19 protein-coding genes and 2 pseudogenes are annotated in these 19,059 nt (G+C 72.2%); 12 read left to right on the top strand and 9 right to left on the bottom strand.

What is annotated here, in order from left to right; translation table 11 throughout:
* Positions 1 to 260 precede the first annotated feature (260 nt).
* On the bottom strand, positions 261 to 1,100 hold the full coding sequence (locus tag ACFY1T_RS33715; RefSeq protein WP_390791567.1) for an alpha/beta fold hydrolase: 840 nt from the start codon (positions 1,098 to 1,100) through the stop codon (positions 261 to 263).
* Positions 1,097 to 1,690: a TetR/AcrR family transcriptional regulator gene (locus ACFY1T_RS33710; RefSeq protein ID WP_390791566.1), complete on the bottom strand. Its 594-nt coding sequence runs from the start codon at positions 1,688 to 1,690 to the stop codon at positions 1,097 to 1,099. Before ACFY1T_RS33710 ends, ACFY1T_RS33715 begins: the two co-directional genes overlap by 4 nt.
* Positions 1,691 to 1,976: 286 nt before the next feature.
* Here ACFY1T_RS33710 and ACFY1T_RS33705 point away from each other — a divergent pair, with 286 nt between their 5' ends.
* The 4 genes from ACFY1T_RS33705 to ACFY1T_RS33690 all read left to right on the top strand — a co-directional run bounded on the left by ACFY1T_RS33705 (position 1,977) and on the right by ACFY1T_RS33690 (position 5,859).
* Entirely contained in the window at positions 1,977 to 3,518 is a 1,542-nt protein-coding gene (locus tag ACFY1T_RS33705; protein WP_390791565.1) for a Re/Si-specific NAD(P)(+) transhydrogenase subunit alpha, read from the top strand.
* 7 nt (positions 3,519 to 3,525) lie between these two features.
* Positions 3,526 to 4,983 carry a Re/Si-specific NAD(P)(+) transhydrogenase subunit beta gene (gene pntB / locus ACFY1T_RS33700; protein WP_030856987.1) on the top strand — a complete coding sequence of 486 codons (1,458 nt, stop codon included), beginning with the start codon at positions 3,526 to 3,528 and terminating at the stop codon, positions 4,981 to 4,983.
* 154 nt (positions 4,984 to 5,137) lie between these two features.
* Complete coding sequence (locus tag ACFY1T_RS33695; RefSeq protein ID WP_390791564.1) at positions 5,138 to 5,629, top strand: DUF2975 domain-containing protein; 492 nt, start codon at positions 5,138 to 5,140, stop codon at positions 5,627 to 5,629.
* Positions 5,629 to 5,859 (top strand): helix-turn-helix domain-containing protein, encoded by a 231-nt coding sequence (locus ACFY1T_RS33690; protein WP_390791563.1) that lies wholly within the window; start codon positions 5,629 to 5,631, stop codon positions 5,857 to 5,859. The genes ACFY1T_RS33695 and ACFY1T_RS33690 overlap by 1 nt, the downstream gene beginning before the upstream one ends.
* Before the next feature lie 91 nt (positions 5,860 to 5,950).
* Here ACFY1T_RS33690 and ACFY1T_RS33685 read toward each other — a convergent pair whose 3' ends face one another.
* On the bottom strand, positions 5,951 to 6,886 hold the full coding sequence (locus tag ACFY1T_RS33685) for a DMT family transporter (RefSeq protein WP_390791562.1): 936 nt from the start codon (positions 6,884 to 6,886) through the stop codon (positions 5,951 to 5,953).
* 81 nt (positions 6,887 to 6,967) lie between these two features.
* On the opposite strand from ACFY1T_RS33685, the gene ACFY1T_RS33680 reads away from it, so the two are divergent.
* The gene (locus ACFY1T_RS33680; protein ID WP_390791561.1) at positions 6,968 to 7,909 is read left to right on the top strand and encodes a LysR family transcriptional regulator; all 942 of its coding nucleotides are present in this window, start codon (positions 6,968 to 6,970) and stop codon (positions 7,907 to 7,909) included.
* Between the two features lie 66 nt (positions 7,910 to 7,975).
* On the opposite strand, the gene ACFY1T_RS33675 is transcribed toward ACFY1T_RS33680, so the two are convergent.
* Positions 7,976 to 8,593, bottom strand: a complete 618-nt coding sequence (locus ACFY1T_RS33675; protein WP_390791560.1) for an HAD-IA family hydrolase — start codon at positions 8,591 to 8,593, stop codon at positions 7,976 to 7,978.
* A 312-nt stretch (positions 8,594 to 8,905) separates the two neighbouring features.
* On the opposite strand from ACFY1T_RS33675, the gene ACFY1T_RS33670 reads away from it, so the two are divergent.
* Positions 8,906 to 9,568 carry a deoxynucleoside kinase gene (locus tag ACFY1T_RS33670; RefSeq protein ID WP_390791559.1) on the top strand — a complete coding sequence of 221 codons (663 nt, stop codon included), beginning with the start codon at positions 8,906 to 8,908 and terminating at the stop codon, positions 9,566 to 9,568.
* A 52-nt stretch (positions 9,569 to 9,620) separates the two neighbouring features.
* Here ACFY1T_RS33670 and ACFY1T_RS33665 read toward each other — a convergent pair whose 3' ends face one another.
* Entirely contained in the window at positions 9,621 to 10,247 is a 627-nt protein-coding gene (locus tag ACFY1T_RS33665; RefSeq protein WP_390791558.1) for a TetR/AcrR family transcriptional regulator, read from the bottom strand.
* Positions 10,248 to 10,340: 93 nt separating this feature from the next.
* On the opposite strand from ACFY1T_RS33665, the gene ACFY1T_RS33660 reads away from it, so the two are divergent.
* Both ACFY1T_RS33660 and ACFY1T_RS33655 read left to right on the top strand, forming a co-directional pair.
* The gene (locus ACFY1T_RS33660; protein WP_390791557.1) at positions 10,341 to 10,751 is read left to right on the top strand and encodes a DUF4345 domain-containing protein; all 411 of its coding nucleotides are present in this window, start codon (positions 10,341 to 10,343) and stop codon (positions 10,749 to 10,751) included.
* 243 nt (positions 10,752 to 10,994) lie between these two features.
* Complete coding sequence (locus tag ACFY1T_RS33655) at positions 10,995 to 12,014, top strand: alcohol dehydrogenase catalytic domain-containing protein (protein WP_390791556.1); 1,020 nt, start codon at positions 10,995 to 10,997, stop codon at positions 12,012 to 12,014.
* Between the two features lie 565 nt (positions 12,015 to 12,579).
* Here the strand turns inward: ACFY1T_RS33655 and ACFY1T_RS33650 are convergent.
* A pseudogene (locus ACFY1T_RS33650) lies at positions 12,580 to 13,167 on the bottom strand (AraC family transcriptional regulator); the annotation flags it as partial.
* A gap of 193 nt (positions 13,168 to 13,360) precedes the next feature.
* Between ACFY1T_RS33650 and ACFY1T_RS33645 the strand changes: the two are divergent.
* Both ACFY1T_RS33645 and ACFY1T_RS33640 read left to right on the top strand, forming a co-directional pair.
* Positions 13,361 to 14,146, top strand: coding sequence for a type 1 glutamine amidotransferase domain-containing protein (locus tag ACFY1T_RS33645; RefSeq protein WP_390791555.1), 786 nt, complete (start codon positions 13,361 to 13,363; stop codon positions 14,144 to 14,146).
* A gap of 290 nt (positions 14,147 to 14,436) precedes the next feature.
* Positions 14,437 to 14,937 carry a VOC family protein gene (locus ACFY1T_RS33640; protein ID WP_030856964.1) on the top strand — a complete coding sequence of 167 codons (501 nt, stop codon included), beginning with the start codon at positions 14,437 to 14,439 and terminating at the stop codon, positions 14,935 to 14,937.
* 44 nt (positions 14,938 to 14,981) lie between these two features.
* On the opposite strand, the gene ACFY1T_RS33635 is transcribed toward ACFY1T_RS33640, so the two are convergent.
* The 3 genes from ACFY1T_RS33635 to ACFY1T_RS33625 are packed head-to-tail and all read right to left on the bottom strand — an operon-like array spanning position 14,982 to position 17,019.
* Positions 14,982 to 15,554 carry a dihydrofolate reductase family protein gene (locus tag ACFY1T_RS33635; RefSeq protein WP_390791554.1) on the bottom strand — a complete coding sequence of 191 codons (573 nt, stop codon included), beginning with the start codon at positions 15,552 to 15,554 and terminating at the stop codon, positions 14,982 to 14,984.
* Positions 15,555 to 15,586: 32 nt separating this feature from the next.
* A complete protein-coding gene (locus ACFY1T_RS33630) occupies positions 15,587 to 16,324 on the bottom strand; it encodes an SRPBCC domain-containing protein (RefSeq protein ID WP_390791553.1) in 738 nt (245 codons plus the stop codon).
* Positions 16,321 to 17,019: an ArsR/SmtB family transcription factor gene (locus ACFY1T_RS33625; RefSeq protein ID WP_390791552.1), complete on the bottom strand. Its 699-nt coding sequence runs from the start codon at positions 17,017 to 17,019 to the stop codon at positions 16,321 to 16,323. Before ACFY1T_RS33625 ends, ACFY1T_RS33630 begins: the two co-directional genes overlap by 4 nt.
* A 217-nt stretch (positions 17,020 to 17,236) precedes the next feature.
* Here ACFY1T_RS33625 and ACFY1T_RS33620 point away from each other — a divergent pair, with 217 nt between their 5' ends.
* Both ACFY1T_RS33620 and ACFY1T_RS33615 read left to right on the top strand, forming a co-directional pair.
* Positions 17,237 to 17,824 (top strand): ankyrin repeat domain-containing protein, encoded by a 588-nt coding sequence (locus ACFY1T_RS33620; RefSeq protein WP_390791551.1) that lies wholly within the window; start codon positions 17,237 to 17,239, stop codon positions 17,822 to 17,824.
* Positions 17,821 to 18,971, top strand: a pseudogene (locus ACFY1T_RS33615) (YncE family protein). The gene ACFY1T_RS33620 and the pseudogene ACFY1T_RS33615 overlap by 4 nt, the downstream one beginning before the upstream one ends.
* Positions 18,972 to 19,059 lie beyond the last annotated feature (88 nt).

The raw sequence follows: 19,059 nt of genomic DNA, 5'->3' as shown, positions 1-19,059 counted from the left end.
CTTCCTGCCGATCGCCGACGGCGGTGACGGCTTCGGGTTCTTCGGCGACGCCCTGCGGGCCCTGATCCGGATGGGCGAGATCAGCCCGGCGATCCGCGAAGCGCTGCTGGTGGTACGGCAGTCGGAGCGCCGCCTGTCCGCCGAGGGGGGGGTATCCGATGGTCCTCCGCGACCAGGAACTGCGCGGCCTGATCGAGAAGGCCATCGCGTGCCCGGAACCCGGGCCGGACGGGACGCCCGGCGTCCAGGGGGTGTCCGCCCTAGACGCGGAAGACCTTGCGCAGGAGCTCGCCGAACGCGGCGGGGTGCGTGGTCAGGCCGGTGTGCCCGCCGGGGAAGTGCAGGAGTTCCGTGCCGAGGCGCTCGGCCAGAAGAGCGGCCGGACGGTAGGGCAGCTCGCCGCGCGAGTCCTGGCCGCCGGCGAGCACGAGCCGGTCGGACAGCTCCGCCAGCCGGTGGACGTCGGGGGCGTAGGACATGAAGCTCGGCACGATGCGCCCGACGAAGTAGGGCAGGTTGGCCATCGTCCGCTCGACCCGTGCCGCCGCCTGCGGCGGGAGCTCGGCCTCGGCCTCCGGCTGGTCGACGTCGCCGTCCTTCTTCAGACCCGCGGCGAACACGGCCATCGCCGGCATGAGCCCGTCGGTGCGGAGCGTCGCCCGCACCCGCTCGATGAGCACGCGGTGTGCGAGGGCGTCGGGAAGGACCTCCACCACCGGGGGCTCGTGCGCAACGAGGAGTTCGACGCGTTCGGGATGAGCGGTGAGCAGGTGCAGGGCGGTGATCGCACCCGAGCTGGAGCCGAAGACGCGCGCGGGCTCACCGGGCGACAGCATTTCCAGCATCCGGAAGGCGTCGTCGGCGTGTTCCGCCACGTGCTGCTCGGCCTCGGAGTCGTCCAGGGCGCTTCGTGACATGCCGCGCGGATCGTACGTCGCGACGGTGCAGCCGGCGGCCAGGTCGTCGGCGATGCCGTCGAAGGAGGCCGCGCCGCCCGTCCCTCCCGGGATCAGCAGCAGGAGCGGGCCCCGGCCGCGGACTTCGTAGTGCAGGGTGGCGCCGTTCACGCGCAGGCTGCCGGTGGTCGGGGAGGTCGTCATGCGGAGTCTCCTTCTCGGGAGGGGGGCCAGTGCTCCAGGAGGGTGTGGAGGGCGTCGAGGGCGCGGATCCAGGACTGCTGCGGTGAGCGCTCGTGCGCGAACCCGCCCGCGGCCTCCAGTGCGACGAAGCCGTGGAACGTGCTGCGCAGCAACCGGACCGCGTCGGTCAGGTCCGGTTCGGCCAGTCCGTAGCCGCGCAGCATGCCGTAGGTCAGCTCGATCGCACGCCGTGGTCCGGGCGCCTTCGCGGCCAGTTCGGGGTCGATCCGGATGCGGGTCTGCGTCGCCGTGTAGCGGCCCGGATGCGTGAGGGCGTAATCCCGCCACGCGTCGGCGTACGCCACCAGCGCGTCCTTGCCCGCCCGCCCCGAGGTCGCCTCCGCGATGCGGATGGTCTTCTCGTCCGCCGCGAGCAGCGCGATCCGGCCGCGCAGATCCTCGAGGCTCCGGACATGCGCGTAGAGGCTCGCGTCCTTCACGCCCAGCCGACGCGCCACCTGCGCCATGGTCACCCGGTCGAGCCCGGCCTCGTCCGCCAGCTCGGCGCCCGCGACGGTCACGCGCTCGGCCGTCAGCCCTGCCTTCGCCATGCGTCCTCCCCGTTCCTAGGATCCCTAGCTTAAAACTAGGACCTCTAGGAACGCGAACGAAATATGCCGTGGTACCGCGGACGCGGACGGTCCACATCCCCGACCTGCGCGGACAGCTGACGGAGTACCGGCTCTCGTGTGCCGGGATGGGCTCTCGCCTGGCCAAGATCTGGGCGGGCTCGCACGCGGTCGGGAGGGAACCGATCGGCCGCGACTTACGACTGCAGCCGCTGTGGGCTCCGTTCCACATTCACGTTGTTCACATTCGTCACAAGGGAGGTAAACCATGGGTCATCCCGTACCGCAGCGGATCGGTGTCGCAGCCGAGACAAGCCCGGGAGAGACGCGCGTGGCGGCCACGCCGTCGACCGTGCGCCAGTTGGTCGCGCTGGGCTACGAGGTCATCGTCGAGTCGGGAGCGGGCACGGCCTCCGGTTTCTCCGACGACGCGTACGTCGCGCAGAGCGCGAAGGTCGGTGACGCCTGGGGCGCCGACATCGTGCTGAAGGTCAACGCACCGTCCGGCGACGAGATCCAAAGCCTGCGTGACGGCGCCACGCTGGTCAGCCTGATCGGCCCGGCGCTCAATCCCGGCCTGGTCGAGGAGCTCGGGCGGCGTCCCATCACGGTGCTCGCCATGGACGCGGTCCCGCGCATCTCGCGGGCCCAGTCCCTGGACGTGCTCAGCTCCATGGCCAACATCGCCGGCTATCGCGCGGTCGTCGAGGCGGCGCACGCGTTCGGCCGGTTCTTCACCGGTCAGGTGACCGCGGCCGGCAAGGTTCCGCCCGCCAAGGTGCTCGTCGCGGGCGCCGGCGTGGCGGGCCTCGCCGCCATCGGCGCCGCCAACAGCCTGGGCGCGATCGTCAGGGCCACCGATCCGCGGCCCGAGGTGGCGGAGCAGGTCCGTTCGCTCGGCGGCGAGTTCCTCGGCGTCGAGGTGGAGCACAAGGCCGGCACCGACGGGTACGCCAAGGCGACGTCCGAGGAGTACGACCGCCGGGCGGCGGAGATCTACAGCGAGCAGGCCGCCGACGTCGACATCGTCATCACCACCGCCCTGATCCCCGGACGTCCGGCGCCGAAGCTGCTCACCGCTCAGGACGTCGCGAGCATGCGGCCCGGCAGCGTGATCGTCGACATGGCCGCGGCTCAGGGCGGGAACGTCGCCGGCACGGTCGCGGGAGAGGTGGTCGTCACCGACAACGGCGTCACGATCATCGGCTACACCGATCTGCCCGCCCGGCTGCCGGCCCAGGCGTCCCAGCTGTACGGAACGAACCTCGTCAACCTGATGAAGCTGCTCACGCCGGCCAAGGACGGCCGGCACGTCATCGATTTCGAAGACGTGGTGCAGCGGTCCATGACCGTGGTGCGTGACGGCGAGACGACCTGGCCCCCGCCGCCGGTGCAGGTGTCCGCCGCTCCGGTGGCGCAGGCGCCGGTGGCCGCGAAGCCGGTCGTACCCGAGAAGGGGCCGATGTCCCCGGCGGCCAAGTACGTGCTCGCCGGTACCGGGATGGCGGCGCTCTTCCTGCTGACCGCGTTCTCCCCGTCCCAGCTGATCGGGAACTTCACCGTTTTCGTGCTCGCGATCGTCATCGGCTACTACGTCATCGGCAAGGTGCACCACGCCCTGCACACACCGCTCATGTCGGTGACGAACGCCATCTCCGGGATCGTCGTCGTGGGCGCCCTCCTGCAGATCGCCCACACGGACATCACGATCACGGTGCTGTCGTCCGCCGCGATCCTGCTGGCCAGCATCAACATCTTCGGCGGATTCGCGGTCACCCGCCGCATGCTCGCCATGTTCTCGAGAGGCTGATCCCCCCATGACTGCCGCCACGGCCGCGCAGGCCGCTTACATCGTCGCAGCACTCCTGTTCATCCTCAGCCTCGCCGGGCTCTCGAAGCACGAAAGCTCCCGTTCGGGGCTCGTGTTCGGCGCTTCCGGAATGGTGATCGCCCTCGCCGCCACCATCGGCCTGGCCTCGCGCAGCATCACCGCGACGGGGCTGACCCTGCTCGTCGTCGCGATGCTGATCGGCGCGGGCGTCGGCTTCTGGCGCGCCCGGGTGGTCGAGATGACCGGCATGCCCGAACTCATCGCCCTCCTGCACAGTTTCGTCGGCCTGGCCGCCGTACTCGTCGGCTGGAACGGCTACTTCGAGGTCGAGGCGGAGGGCCCCGGGCATGCCGCGGTGGCCCAGGACCTGCTCGGCATCCACCACACCGAAGTGTTCATCGGGATATTCATCGGCGCCGTCACCTTCAGCGGTTCGATCGTCGCCTACCTGAAGCTGTCCGCGCGCATCAAGTCCAGCCCGCTGGTACTGCCCGGCAAGAACCTGATCAACCTGGGCGCCCTCGCCGCGTTCGCGGTGCTGACGGTCTTCTTCGTCATCCAGCCGAGCCTCGGTCTGCTCATCGCGGTGACCGCGGTGGCGCTCGCCCTCGGAGTGCACCTGGTCGCCTCGATCGGCGGCGGCGACATGCCGGTCGTGGTGTCGATGCTGAACAGCTACTCCGGCTGGGCCGCGGCCGCCTCCGGCTTCCTGCTGAACAACAACCTGCTCATCGTCACCGGAGCGCTGGTCGGATCCTCCGGCGCGTACCTCTCGTACATCATGTGCCAGGCGATGAACCGCTCGTTCATCTCCGTGATCGCGGGCGGCTTCGGTGTCGAAGCCGCCGCGAGCGACGACACCGACCTCGGCGAGCACCACGAGATCACCGCCGAAGCCACCGCCGAAATGCTCCTGAACGCCTCGTCCGTCGTGATCGCGCCGGGCTACGGCATGGCCGTGGCGCAGGCCCAGTACCCGGTCGCCGAGCTGACCCGCAAGCTGCGCGAGCGAGGGGTGGACGTGCGGTTCGGCATCCACCCCGTGGCCGGACGACTGCCGGGGCACATGAACGTGCTGCTGGCGGAGGCGAAGGTGCCGTACGACATCGTCCTGGAAATGGACGAGATCAACGACGAGCTCTCCGACACCACGGTCGTGCTCGTCATCGGCGCCAACGACACCGTCAACCCCGCCGCCGCCGAAGATCCGGGGAGCCCCATCGCGGGCATGCCGGTACTGCGGGTGTGGGAAGCGGAGAACGTCGTCGTCTTCAAGCGCTCGATGGCGACCGGGTACGCGGGCGTTCCCAATCCCCTCTTCTACCGGGACAACACCCAGATGCTCTTCGGCGACGCCAAGCAGCGGATGGAGGACATCCTCGGGGCGCTCGGTTCCGACACCGCGTCGCACCGCGCGCCCGCCGCGGCCATGGCCTCGCGGTAGCCGGACGGACGGACCCCGTCTTCGCGCAGGACCGGCCCGCCCCACGGGGCGGGCCGGAAGCCTCCGCGAGGGCGGGGTCCGTCCTTGTTCCAGCCCTTGCCCCACCTATCGATATTCGATAGATTCCCATCGTGAATCGATGGAAGGATGGGCCATGGGAAAACTGACCGTGGGTGCGTTGCGCGCGGTGCTCGTGGTGGTGCTCACCGGAACCGTGCTCGTACAGACGCTGATGGTGTGGACGTTGATCAGTGGCAACGACCCGGAGGACGGGTCGATCCCGCTGACCCCGCTGCGCGTGATCACGATCCTGGGGCTGGGGTCGGCCCAGGTCGTCCTGGTCTGCGTCTGGCGGCTGGTGACGATGGTGCGCCGCGGGACCGTGTTCTCCCACGCCGCCTTCCGGTACGTGGACGTCATGATCGGCGCGATCGTGTCGGCGGCCCTCGTGTGGTTCGCGGTCACGGCCATCAATGCGCCCGGCCAGCGGGAGGACCCGGGCGTCACCGTCATCATGTGCGGGATCGGCGTGGCCATCCTCGGGGTCGCGCTGATGGTCCTCGTACTGCGGATGCTGCTGGCCCAGGCCGTCGCGCGCGATGTCGAAGCGTCGCGGATGCAGGCCGAGCTGGACGAGGTGATCTGATGCCGATCACCGTCGACATCGACGTGATGCTGGCCAAACGGAAGATGTCCGTGGGCGAGCTCGCGGACCGCGTGGGGATCACGCCCGCCAACCTGGCGGTGCTCAAGAACGGCCGCGCCAAGGCCGTGCGCTTCGCGACGCTCGCCGCGCTCTGCGAGGTGCTGAGCTGCCAGCCGGGTGACCTGCTGCGCTGGGAGGCCGGGGACACCGAAGGCGCCGAGGCCGGCTGAGCTGCGCCGGGGCACACCGCGCACCCCCTTGCGGACAGGTTCTCTCCGCGAGGGGGTGGGGTCCGAGCGGAACTCCGTCGCCTCGCGGCGATCAGGTGCCGGCAGGTGCCATGGGGCGGCCCGCCGGGTCGTCCTTCGCGGTCCGCCCCGCAGCGCGGTGGGTGCGTTCGACGGACTGGCCCCAGTACGTTCCGGTGATCATGAGAACGGCCCCCAGGAAGGCCCACGGGGTGAGCCGCTCGCCGCCCAGGGCGATCCCGACCGCGACCGCCCAGATCGGTTCGGTGCCCAGAAGGAGGCTGGCCCGGCTGGCGGAGGTGCGTTGCACGGCCCAGGTCTGGGCGAGGAACGCGAACACGCTGCAGAACAGGGCGAGATAGATCAGCTGGGTCCAGGTGGTGGCGCCGCTCCGGGCGAGGTCCGGCAGGTGGGCGACGGCCGGCGGCAGGAACAGCACCGATCCGACGACGGTCTGGGCCGTCGTCAGGTGCAACGGGTCCGCACTCCGGCCGGCGGTCAGCCTTCCGACGAGCGCGACGTGCCCGGCCCGGACGACCGCGGCGGCGAGCATCAGCCCGTCCCCCAGCCGCGGGGCGTGCAGTCCGGTGCCGGAGATGAGCAGCCCGACGGCCAGGACGCAGAGGCCGGCGGCGAGGAAGAACGCCACCGGCATTCCCGGGCGTCCCCCGGTCCGGTCCATGAGCGGGGTCAGCACGATCGTCAGACTGATGATCAGTCCGGCGTTGGCGGCGCTGGTGTGCGCCACCCCGTACGTCTCCAGCACGAGAACGGCCGCCTGGGTCACCCCCAGGAGGGACCCGATGCGGATCTCCGCACGCGTCCAGGGGCGCGTCCGGCGGCGTGCGCCGACCAGGGCGCCGCACGCCAGCGCGGAGATCGCGTACCGGGCGAACAGGACGACCAGGACCGGAAGGACGACGGTGGCCGTCTTGGCTGCCAGATAACTGGAACCCCAGACGAGCGCCACCAGCAGGAGTACCGCATCGGTACGGCGGGCAACAGGCATGCCCACACGCTGCACGATTGATGATGTTGAAGGCCATGACCAACTTCTTAAGGCAACCTGTAGCAGCCCTACACTGTCCGCATGGACGAGCGGCAGCTGAGGATCCTGCGGGAGCTCGGGGAACTGGGAAGCGTCACGGCGGTCGCCGAGGCGCTGCACGTGACGCCTTCCGCGATTTCGCAGCAGCTGCGGCTGCTGCAGCGGTCGATCCCCGTTCCGCTGACCGAACGCGCCGGGCGTCGGGTGGTGCTGACCGACGCCGGGCAGGCCCTGGCCGGGGCGGCCATCGAGGTGGAGACCGCTCTGGCCCGGGCCCGGCACACCATCACCGATTTCGCGGAGCAACCGGACGGCAGCGTGTCGATGGCGGCGTTCCACAGCGCGGGCTCCGCGTTCTTCCCGCTGATGCTGCGCAGCCTCGCCGGCCCGGACCGCCCCCGCCTGACCCTCGCCGACGAAGACGTCGCGCAGGACCGCTTCCCCGCTCTCACCCGCGACTACGATCTCGTGCTCGCCCACCGCCTCGACCACGGCCCGCCGTGGCCGCGCACCGTGACGGCCACCACCCTGCTGCACGAGCCCCTCGACGTCGCCCTGCCCGCCGGCCACCCGCTCGCCTCCCGTCCGCGGCTCTCGCCGCAGGACGTGGCCGACCAGCCCTGGATCACGGTCCACGACGGCTTCCCGCTCATGGCCACCATCGAGGCCATCGCCGGCGCCGCCAACCGCCGGCTCGACATCGTCCACCGCATCAACGAGTTCGCGGTGGTCGCCGAGGCCGTGGCCGCCGGCGGCGGCTTGGCGTTGATGCCGCGCTGGACCGCCCGCGTGCACCCCGAAGTCGTCCTCAGACCGTTGAGCGGGGTGCACGCCCGACGCCGCATCGACGTGCTCCACCGGCCCGAGCGCACCGCACGCAGAGCCGTCCGTACGGTCCTCGCCGAGCTGCACCGCGCCGCCGCGGCGATCCAGGGCCAGGACACCGATGCGCTCCCGCCGGACGGGGCCGCCCGCGCCGGCTGACCGTAGGACCGCGCGCCCCGCACCGGTCAGGGGCTGTGCCCTCCTCGCCGGCCGGATCGGCCCGGATCAGCCCAGCAGCGGCGCGATGACGCTCCGCAGCAGGTCGGCATTGCGATAGTGGTGCCCCGTCATCCCCGCGGCCCGGGCGGCCGAGACATGGCCGAGCGTGTCGTCGACGAACAGGCACCTGCGCGGATCCGCACCGGCCAGCCTGGCCGCCGCTTCGAAGACGCGGGGGTCCGGCTTCGCGGCCCCGAGGCGGGCGGTGTTGACCACCGCGTCGAACGCGTCGGCCAGGTCCAGCGCGACGAGATCGTCCTCCAGCCGTGTGGTGGCGTTGGACACCAGGACGACGGGCACGCGGCCGCGGACCCCCGCCAAGAGGTCCAGGACGGCACGGTCGACGCGGCCGGTCAAGGCGCTCCACTTCTCGACGAGTTCCGCGGCCCGGTCGGCCGACCCGCAGACCCCGGCGAGGTCGGACGCGGTCTGGGCCCGCCAATGATCGTCACTGATCGCCCCGGTGACCGCCGCGCCCAATAGGCCGGGACGGAACGCCGCAGCCGCGAGCGTCCCCTCGGGCAACCCTGCGGAGCGGTCGAGCGCGGTCATGCCGTCCGGATCCCACAGCCGCAGCACCCCGTCGAAGTCGCAGAGCACGGCGTCAAAAGGCGAGTCGCTCATGCCGCCGATCTTGCCAGACCGCCGCTGACCAGCGTTCGACGGTGCTCTGGCCAGCGCGGAGCCAATCGTCATTTAAGATTCAAGGCGGCCGCCGGGCTGCGGTTCGTCACCGTGCGCGGCGGCCGTGGAACGGTCAGGCCGGCCGGTCGAGAAGAAGAGCGGCCTGAGTCAGAGCCCTGGTCCCGAAGGGGACCACATGACGCTGATCATGAAGATCCCGGGGAATCGCGTGACCACCGGCGTGCGTCTCGGTGGCGTGGGGCGCCCAGCCCACCCGCCCACGAACAGAAGACCCCCAGGGAGAAGTGAGGGATGCCAGTGATCTGCGTCGGAGGCATGATCGGAATCGGCAAGACGAGCGTCGCCGAACTGCTGGCCAAGGAGCTGGGCAGTGAAGTCTTCTACGAGAGCGTGGACGACAACCCGATCCTCCCCCTCTTCTACACGGCGAGCCCCGAAGAGATCCAGGCGAAGCGCTACCCCTTCCTGCTCCAGCTGTACTTCCTGCAGACGCGGTTCGCCGCGATCAAGGAGGCGTACAAGCAGGGCGACAACGTCCTCGACCGGTCCATCTACGAGGACTGGTACTTCGCCAAGGTCAATCACGACCTCGGCCGGATCAGCTCCCTCGAGATGCAGGTGTACGAGGGCCTGCTGGGCGAGATGATGCGCGAGATCGACGGCCTGCCGTACCGCAAGGCGCCCGACCTCATGGTCTATCTCAAGGCGGACTTCGAGACGGTGCTGCACCGCATCGGGCTGCGGGGCCGCGGTTTCGAACAGGACGAGAGCCTCGTCGACTACTACCGGACGCTGTGGTCCGGCTATGACGACTGGGTGCACAAGCACTACTCGGCCAGCGACGTCCTCGTCGTGGACATGAACCACACGGACGTGGTGAACAACCCCGAGGACGCGGCCCGCGTCGCGCAGGAGGTCAAGGACGCGCTGGCGGCGGTCGCGCACCGGGCCTGAGCCCGCCACAGGCGCCCCCAGGGGGTGTCGTCAAAGTCCCTTCTGGCCGAAGCTACTTCGACGACACCCCCTGCCGCGGCCAATCCGGGGCCGGGTCCTCGGTGAGGAGCGGTCCGAGGGCGCCGAGGACCGCTCCGATACAGACGTCGCGCAACTGGTCGCGGGTGCAGGTCTCGTGGGCGAGCCAGTCGACGCAGAGGATCTGGACGAAGACCAGCCAGCTCTTCAGGACGCCGGACACGGCCTCACGGGCACCCGCGTCCATGAAGGGGAGTACGGCCAGCAACCGCGCGCGGAGCGCGTCGAGCTCGTTCGCCATGATCGTCTGGATCACCGGATCGCCCGCGAGGGCCTGGTTCGCGGCGAGCACGGCGTTGCGGTTCGCCACGAAGTAGTCGAGGTGGACGTCCATGCCCTGGACGAGCTGTTCGACGAGGGAATCGGCCGGGGCGAGCCGGGTCTCGGCGAGCAGCTGGTCCGCCGCCTGCTGGTAGACGGCGGCGAAGAGGGCGCTCTTGTTCGGGAAGTGCCGGTAGAGCAGGGCCCGGGAGACACCGGCCTCTTCGGCGACCTGCTCCATCAGCACGTCGGCGTACGGGTGGGCGGCGAAGAGCCGGGCGCCGACGGCGAGGAGCTGGGCGCGGCGGTCGGCGGGAGCCAGTCGCTGGCGGGGAGACATGGATCCAGCTTAGTTGACACACGTCTACTACTGCCCTCAAGGTGGTAGTAGACGTGTGTCTACCAGGCTCCACCAAGACGGCTTGGAGGGATCATGGCCAGGACGCTGCGCGTGCTGACACAGCTGATGGGCTGGGCCAATGTGGCGATCGGCCTGCTCCACGTGGCGCTGGGCAACGCGGCCATCCCCGGCGCCGGCGGCGCCGGCGCCACGATCGACAGCTGGGGCAGGTTCATGGGGGCCGTCTTCGCCGGATACGGGGCGGCCTGGCTCTGGGCGGCACGGCAGCGTCCGATCCCGGCTTCGGCGATTCGGTGGCTCGCCGGCGTCCTGCTGCTGGGAGGCGTGGGACGGGTGCTCTCGCTCGCCGTGCACGGCTGGCCGCACTGGTTCCAGATCGCCCTGGCGGCGCTCGAACTCGGCCTGCCGCCGGTCTTCTTCCGGCTGGCCGACGCGGAGGAGCGGGCCGCGCGCGGCGGGGTTCAGGCCGTACCGGCCGGGTGACGAACACGGCGGTCGGCCCGGTACGCGGCTATGCGGCCGGTGGCAGCGGCCGCCCGCCCAGAGGCGACGGTGACCGGGCCGGCTCGTCGCGGCGACGGGCCATCCGGCTGACAGCCGGATCGGCGCCGGTCCGGTACGCGATCTCGGAGCGGGGCGTGTGCTGTTCTCCGTATGCCGCCCCCTGGCGCGCATTCCGCAGCGCCGGCGCAAGCGGGCGCGAACGGCTTCCACGTGAGGTGGGACATGTCCGAGTACCGCGCCGTCCAAGTCACCGGATCCCGCGACTTCGAGCTCGTCACCCGGCAGGTGGAGCCCCCGCCGGTGGGGCACGTACGGATCAAGGTGGAGGCCTGTGGTGTCTGCCATTCGGACGTCCTCGCCGTGGAGGGGATGCGGGCCGACCCCGCGCAGCCCGTCGTACCCGGCCATGAGGTGGTCGGCGTGATCGACGCCGTGGGGGACGGCGTGCGAGCCTGGCACGTCGGTGACCGCGTCGGCGTCGGCTATCTCGGCGGCCACTGCGGAGAGTGCGGAGGCTGCCGGCGCGGTGACTTCGTCAACTGCGGGAACCAGCATCAGACGGGCACCACCAGCGACGGCGGATACGCCGAGATCATCACCGCCAGGAGCAGCGGCCTGGTCAGGATGCCTCAGGGGATGTCCGCCGTGGACGCCGCCCCTCTGCTCTGCGCCGGTCTCACGGTCTACAGCGCGCTCCGGCAGGCCGACGGCCCTCCGGGGGCACTGGTGGCCGTCCAGGGCATCGGTGGCCTCGGCCACCTGGGCCTGCAGTACGCCGACAAGCTCGGCCACCGCGTCGTCGCCATCGCCCGCGGTCCAAAGAAGCGCGAACTGGCGCTGCGGCTGGGGGCGGACGAATACATCGACAGCGCCGCCGGGGACCCGGGAGCGGCGCTGCGGCAGTTGGGCGACGCGACCGCCATCGTGGCGACGGCGGCGAGCGGCGCCTCGATGACGCCCCTGATTCCCGGACTCGCCCCGCGCGGAAGGATGATCGTCCTCGGAGCCGCCCCGGATCCCGTCGAAGTCGCCACGCCAGACCTCATCTTCGGGGGCCGCAGCATCACGGGCAGTCTCACCGGCACGTCGATCGAGAACGAGGACAACCTCGATTTCGCCGTCCGGCAGGGCATCCGCCCCATGACGGAGATCTTCCCGCTGGCCGAGGCGCCCAGGGCCTACGAGCACATGATGTCCGGACGGGTCCGCTTCCGTGCCGTCCTCGACATGACGGCCGGCTGATCCACGCCTGAGCACTGGCCGCCGGACCGGTCGCCCCTCCCCCGGCGGCGTCCACCACCGCCTCGCCGAGTCCGCGGCGGTGCGAACGGGGCCTCACCCGGGGCCGGGCCCGCCCCGACGTTCCGGGGCACGTGACGCGGCCCTGCCCGAACCCGCGACACCCGAGGCCCGGGCCCGGTACGTGCCCGGGGTGACGCCCTCCCAGCGGCTGAAGGCGCGGACCAGGGCCGTGGCTCCGCTCAGGCCCACGAGGGGGGGCGATCCGGTCGAGCGGCAGGTCCGTGGTTTCCAGCAGCCGACGGGTCCGGCGGTGCCGGGCGTCGTCGAGGAGGGCCCTCCAGGAAGTGCCCTCCTCCTGGAGGGCCCGGCGCAGGGTTCGGGTGCTGAGGTGGACGTCCCTGCCCGCGTCGGCGGGGCCGGTTCCGTCCAGCGGGGCGTGGTCCAGCCACTGCCGGACCCGCTCCGCGAGGGTCACGGACGCCGACAGTTCGCGCAGCAGCCGGTCCGCGTAGGCCCGGTGCAGGGCGCCGAGTTCGGGATCGTGCGGAGCGCGGGGCAGGTCGAGGTCTCGGTTGGCGACGGTGATCGCGTTCTCGGCCGCGTCGAAGGCGACGGGACAGCCCAGGATCCGGGCGTACGGCTCGGCGGAGCCGGTACGGGTGTGGGTGAAGGACGCCGACATCGGCGCCCAGTCGTCCCCGGCGATCCAGCGCGCGGCCCGCACCATGCCGGCGACGACCGCCTCGACCTGCTGCGGGTGCATGGTCGCGGGGTCGACGGTCGGCCGGTAGCGGATGCGCGTGGTCTCGCTCCCCCGGTGCGCGGTGACCGTACCGGCCTGGCTGACCAGGGGGTGGTAGCGGACCGCCGCTTCGGCGGCCTCCGCGAGGCTCGCACTGGTGAGGACCAGGTGACCGAGGACGTGCAGACCGCCCGGCGTGATCGCGTCCCCGACGCGAAGACCGGCGTACGGATCGCCGTCCGGTGCGCGGATCACCGTGTCCCAGAGGGCGCGCACCTCGGTGAACGGGAGCCGCGCCAGGGGCGAGGCCCAGGCTCCCGGCCCGGCCCCGCCGGCCGCGGCGTCCGCCGTGGCGTTCAGGACGGCGCGCGCGTAGGACGCGGCGACGGTGGACGGCTCGATGCTGGGCATGCCGGTCAGTCAATGCCGGGGGCGGCCCACCGTCAACCGGCGGCGTGGGCCGGGGAGTCAACGAGCTGGCCGCCAGGGTCAATGACCGCGCCCGGCGGTGCTCCTAGGGTCGGGCTGCCCCCTGCGGCAGGCCCGTACGCCCCCATGCCGGCGCGCCGGCAGTTCGCCGCGTATGCACCTGAAGGAGCACCTTTTGATCGTCTTTCTGCTGCCCTCGTCCGGCTACGACCCGACCGAGGCGGCCGTGCCCTGGGCCGCACTGCGGGACGCCGGATACGACGTACGGTTCGCGACGCCCGACGGGCGGGTCGCGCTCGCCGACGGCCGGCTGACCGACACCGGCTTCTCCTGGCTCTCCCCGTGGCTGATGACCCGCCGCGCCGAGCTGGAGGCCTACCGGCGGCTGACCGAGGACCCCCGGTTCCGCGCCCCGCTCTCCTACGCCGAGGTCGATCCGGCGCTCCTGACAGGGCTGTTCGTTCCCGGCGGGCACGCCCCGGGGATGCGTACGCTGCTGGAGGACGCGGTCGCGCAGCGGTTGTTCGCGCGGGTCTTCCTGGCGGGGCTGCCGGTGGGGGCGGTGTGCCACGGCGTGCTGCTGGCCGCCCGCGCGAAGGACCCCGCTACCGGCCGTTCGGTGCTGCACGGGCGGCGGACCACGGCGCTGACCTCGCTGCTGGAACTCACCGCCTGGAACCTGACCCGGCTGTGGCTGGGCCGCTACTACCGGACCTATCCGGCGACCGTCCAGGCGGAGGTCACCGCGGCCCTCGCCGAACCGGGCCACTTCCTGGCCGGCCCCGCGTGGCCCGTCCGGGACACCGCGGCGCGTCCCCGGCGCGGGTTCACCGTGCTGGACGGCAACTACGTCTCCGCCCGGTGGCCGGGCGACTGCCACCGCCTGGCGGCGGACTACCTCGCGCTGGTCCGCTCGTGCCGGCGCTCCCCCGCACCGTCCACCGCGGAGGGCGGGCACTGACATGGCCTTGCGCGGCCGGCTCGGCCCGGCTGCCGGTGACCACCCGCCGAGCGATCGCCCCGGGTCGGGGCGGACAGGGTTCGGGGTGGACGAGTGCGGGTGCGGCCGGGTGCGACCGGTCGCACCCGCTCACCCTTCGGCCTGAAGGGCTCCGGGCCCTGCAGCCGGAGGCCGGTCCGGGGGGTGCGGGCATTCGCCGGCGCCCTACGCGCCAGTAGTTCGAATTTGAACGTTATGCTGGAGCCACCCACATCGAGCCAGACCATTCGAGCCACCGGGAGTGCTGCCGCATGTCCGTCCGCCGCCTGAACCACGCCGTGCTCTGGATCCGCGACGTCGAGCGCTCCGTGGCGTTCTACACCGACGTCTTCGGATTCCAGGTCGACCACCTGGCCGCCGGTCGCGCCGCTTTCCTGAGCGCCCCCGGCAGCCTCAACGACCACGACCTCGGGCTGTTCGCGATCGGCGCCGACGCGCCCGGTCCCGAGCAGGGCCGGGTCGGCCTCTACCACCTGGCCTGGGAGGTCGGCACCCTCGGCGAGCTCGCCGAGCTGGGCCGCAAGCTCACCGACCGCGGTGCGCTGGTGGGCGCGAGCGACCACCTGGTCTCCAAGTCCTTCTACGCCAAGGACCCGGACGGCAACGAGTTCGAGGTGATGTGGCGCGTCCCCCGCGAGGACTGGCCCGCCGGTGACTCCGACCTGCGCCCGGGCCCGCTCGACCTGCCGGCCGCGATGGAGCGCTGGGGCGCCGACCTCGCGACGGGCTCCGCCGCGGGCTCCGCCACCTGACAGCGCCGGGGCCCGGGGCCCGGAGCCCCGTGGCCGCTGGCCGGTCAGCGCACGACGTCGAAGACCTGCTTCTGGAGGCCGTTGGAGTAGGCCTCGTACTCGACCAGCTTCAGCTTCTGGGCGTCCTTGTCCGTGGTGCTGAACAGGCGCTTGCCCGCTCCGAGCAGCAGCGGGAAGACCAGCAGGTGGTAGCGGTCGATCAGGCCCGCGTCCGAGAGGTCGCGGTTCAGGCGGGCGCTGCCGTGGACGATGATCGGGCCGCCGTCGGTCTCCTTGAGGGCGGCGACCTCGTCGAGCGAGCGCAGGATCGTCGTGTCACCCCAGTCGGAGACGAGGTCCTCGTCGGTGAGGGTGGTGGAGACGACGTACTTCGGCATCGTCTTGTACTGCGCGAAGTCGGCCATGTCCGGCCACACGGGACTGAAGGCCTCGTAGCTGGTCCGCCCCAGCAGGAGGGCGGTGGACTCCTGCTGTTCGCGGCCCTTGATCTCGAACGCCTCGGGGACGAAGTCGATGTCCTTGAAGGTCCAGCCGGAGTTGCGGTAGCCGGGTTCACCTCCCGGCGCCTCGACGACGCCGTCGAGCGAGATGAAGGCCGTGCTGATCAGAGTGCGCATGAGAGGCGTCTCCTCGTCGTCTTGGATGGGTGTCAGGTGAAAAGGCCGGTCAGCCACTGCTGCCAGGCGGCTTCGGCGCGGACGGTGTCCCGGCCGAAGAGGTGGTGGAACATCAGCGCCACGCCGCGGCCGTGGTGGAAGGTGTAGAGGCCGTCGGCGGTGCGGACCTCGAAGCGTTCGTCGTCCGCCCAGGTCACCTCCCCGTCGACCGGAGGCAGACCGGCCGGCCCGGCGGACGCCCTGGCTCCCACGACGACGGGGCTCGGCAGCGACAGCCCCCCGAGGAGGGCCGCCCGGACCTCCTGCGCGGACCGCTCGCCCGTGAGCGCCAGGGCGAAGACGGGGACGCCGGTGCGCCCGGGGAAGTGGGCCAGGTACTCGCGGAGCGTGTGGAGGTGGAAGGGCCAGCCGCGGCGCAGCGCGTCGTACTCGTCCTGCCAGTCGTCGCCGAGCATGCCGCTGTGGACGACGCGCAGGACGGTGCTGCCGCCGTCGCGTCCCTCGATCAGGTACTCGAAGGCCATGAAGCGGCCGTCGTCGTCGGTGGCGGTGCGGGAGGCCAGGCGTCTGCCCGGTTCGTAGGCGGTGATGCGGGCTTCCTGGCGGTTGCCGCCGGTGTCCATGGCGGCGGCGCCGCCCACGCGCGGCTCGATTTCGTTGCGGCCCATGAACCAGGAGTCGATCCCCGGTCCGGTAGCGATCGCCTCCCAGACCTGTTCGGGGCCGGCCGGCAGGATCATCTCCTGCTCGATCTCGAACGGGTGCGTCATCGCGGGTTCTCCTGTCGTGCCGGGGAGCCGTGTCCGGATCCGTTCCCGGATCCGTTCCCTCCGGCCTCCCCGGGATCGTTCCGCGGTTCGGGCGAGTCCGCGGCGGCGCCGGGCGGCGGGCCGGGGATCTGGTGCAGTCCGACGATCACCCGATGACGGCGGCCCTGCGGGGCGCCCTCGTCGTGGTAGCGGCCGACGAGGGCCGTCACGGCCTCGGTCAGCTCGTCGGCGAACGCCATCCGGTCGGCCGCGGAGGCGAACCGCACCTCCGCGTCGACGGCGAAGGTGGCGACCCGCCGCCGGGCCCGGGCCGCGCCGGTCACCAGGGCTCCGACCTCCTGTACCAGGCGGGCCCCCAACGCCAGCAGCCAGTGGGCCGAGAGCTGGTCCGGGGAGCGGGAGGGGTCCGGGCTGACGGAGGCGAGGGCGCTGGGAGAGATGACGTACGAAGCCGCGGTGGCGGCGTAGATCCGCTCGGTCACGCTGCCCTTGCGCCGCTCCTCGGCGAGCTCGACCAGCCCGTGACGCTCCAGCTCCTTGAGGTGGTAGTTGACCTTCTGCCTGGGCAGCCCCAGGCGGACGGCCAGCATGGCGGCCGAGCCGGGCTCGGCGAGGGCGGCGAGGATCCGGGACCGCATCGGGTCCAGGGAGGCCTCGGCCGCGGCGGGTTCTTCGATCACGGCGACGTCCAGCACCGTTCCAGGATCCGACCGACAAAATATTTTGTCAAGACAAGATGACCTGTCGGCATTGGCGGGCGCGGCGGGCGACGGCACACGGCGGTCCGGTGCGCATCGACCGATCGGATGACGACCGGGAGCCGGTCCGGGGGCGGCGCGACGCGGGGGCGGGGGGGAGGATCGGGACGAGGACAGGTGGCCGCGAGGCCGTGGAACGGGTGAGGGGTACGGGATGAAGGCCGTCGACCGTCAGTTGCTGGACGCCGCACGGGCGGGGGACGCCGCCGCCGTGCGCGCGGCCGTCGAAGGGGGAGCGAACGTCGAGGCGCGCGATACGGAGCTGCGTACGCCGCTCCTGCTCGCCTCCCTCGGGAACCACGTGGAGGCGGCCGGGGTGCTGGTGGCGGCGGGCGCCGACGTCGACGCGCAGGATGCCCGGGAGGACAGCGCCTGGCTGGTCACCGGGGTGACCGGCAGCGTGGCGATGCTGCGGGTGCTGCTCCCGGCGGGGCCGGACCTGCGGCGCACCAACCGGTTCGGCGGCGTGGCGCACATCCCGGCGAGCGAGCGCGGGCACGTCGCGTACGTACGGGAGGTGCTGGCGGTCACGGACATCGACGTCGATCACGTCAACCGGCTCGGCTGGACCGCCCTGTTGGAGGCCGTGATCCTCGGTGACGGGGGCCCGGCCCACCAGGAGATCGTACGGCTGCTGCTCGCGGCCGGAGCCGACCGCGAACTGGCCGACGGCGACGGGGTGTCGGCGCTGGCCCACGCGCGGCGGCGCGGGTACGCCGAGATCGCGGAGCTGCTGCGGTGAGCGCGCCGCCGGCCTCCCGGGGCGGGGCGCGCCGCCCGGCGCCGGCCCTGGCCGCGGCGGGGGCCGCCCTGCTCGCCCTGCTCGCCGGGTGCGCGCCGGGCGGGGGCGGTACGAGCGCCACGGACGGGCCCGGCGCCACGGCGGCGGCACCGCGGGTCGGGCCGTCGACGGTGGCCGCGGGTGTGCCCACGGCGCACGGCACGCTCCTGGTCACGGACTTCGGCGGTTCGACCGTGACCTTCGTGGACCCGGCGCGCGGCCGGGTCGCCTCGGTGGAGGTGGGGACCGCGCCGTACGGGCTGGCGGTCGGCGCGGACGGGCGGGCCTGGATCGCGACGGCGGAGGGAGTCGCGGTGGTGGACACCACCACCCGCACCGGCCTGGGCCGCATCCCGTACCGCACCCCCAGCGGGCCGTCACCACCGGCGAGTACCGGGGCGGCGGGATGGGCATCGCGCTCTCGCCCGACGGGCGGCGACTGTACGTGGGGGTCAACGTGCCCGGCGGGCCGGGGGTGTTGGAGGTCATCGACACGGAGACCCGTACCGTCACCGCCGCCGTTCCCGTCGGCCGCCGCCCCTTCGACGTGGACGTCGCGGCGGACGGCAGCGAGGTGTACGCGACCGGGCACGACTCCTACGACGTGACGGCCGTGCGCGCCGACACCCTCGCGGCGCGGCGACTGGTGGTCGCCCCGTACGGGGAGCGGGGCCTCGGCTCCTGGCTGAAACCGCACTACGCGGTGGTGCGCCCCTCCGACGGCCGGCTGCTGCTGCCGTTCGAGGGCGAGAAGCTGGCGGTGCTCGATCCCCGTACGGGCCGGGTCTCGGTCGAGCCGATGACCGCGGACGTCCACCAGCACGGGGCCGCCCTCGCCCCCGACGGCACGCTGCTGGTGGTCGGCGCGGCGGAGGGCGAGGACGCGGCCTCGCTGACGGTCCGGTCCCCCGGCGGGACGGAGCGCACGGTCCCGCTGGACGGCCCGCACGAGGACGTCGCGGTCGGCGCGGACGGCCGCACCGCGTACGTCACGGGCGGCTTCACGCGCGCCGGGTACTGGGACGGGATCACCATCGTGGACCTGCCGAGCGGTACGACGCGCCGTCTCCCGGCCGGCCAACGCCCCCTGGGGATCGCGGTCCTGTAGGAGGGCACTGTCCCCGGACCGTCCCGGCAACGGGCCCGGCGGCCGGTCCCCGGCGGCCCGTCGGCCCGGCGGCCGGGCCGACAGGCGA

It is taken from the genome of Streptomyces sp. NPDC001194 (assembly GCF_042896985.1).
Classification (GTDB): domain Bacteria; phylum Actinomycetota; class Actinomycetes; order Streptomycetales; family Streptomycetaceae; genus Streptomyces.
Note: the sequence above shows the minus strand (reverse complement) of the source record. Positions and strands in the feature narration are given on the sequence as shown.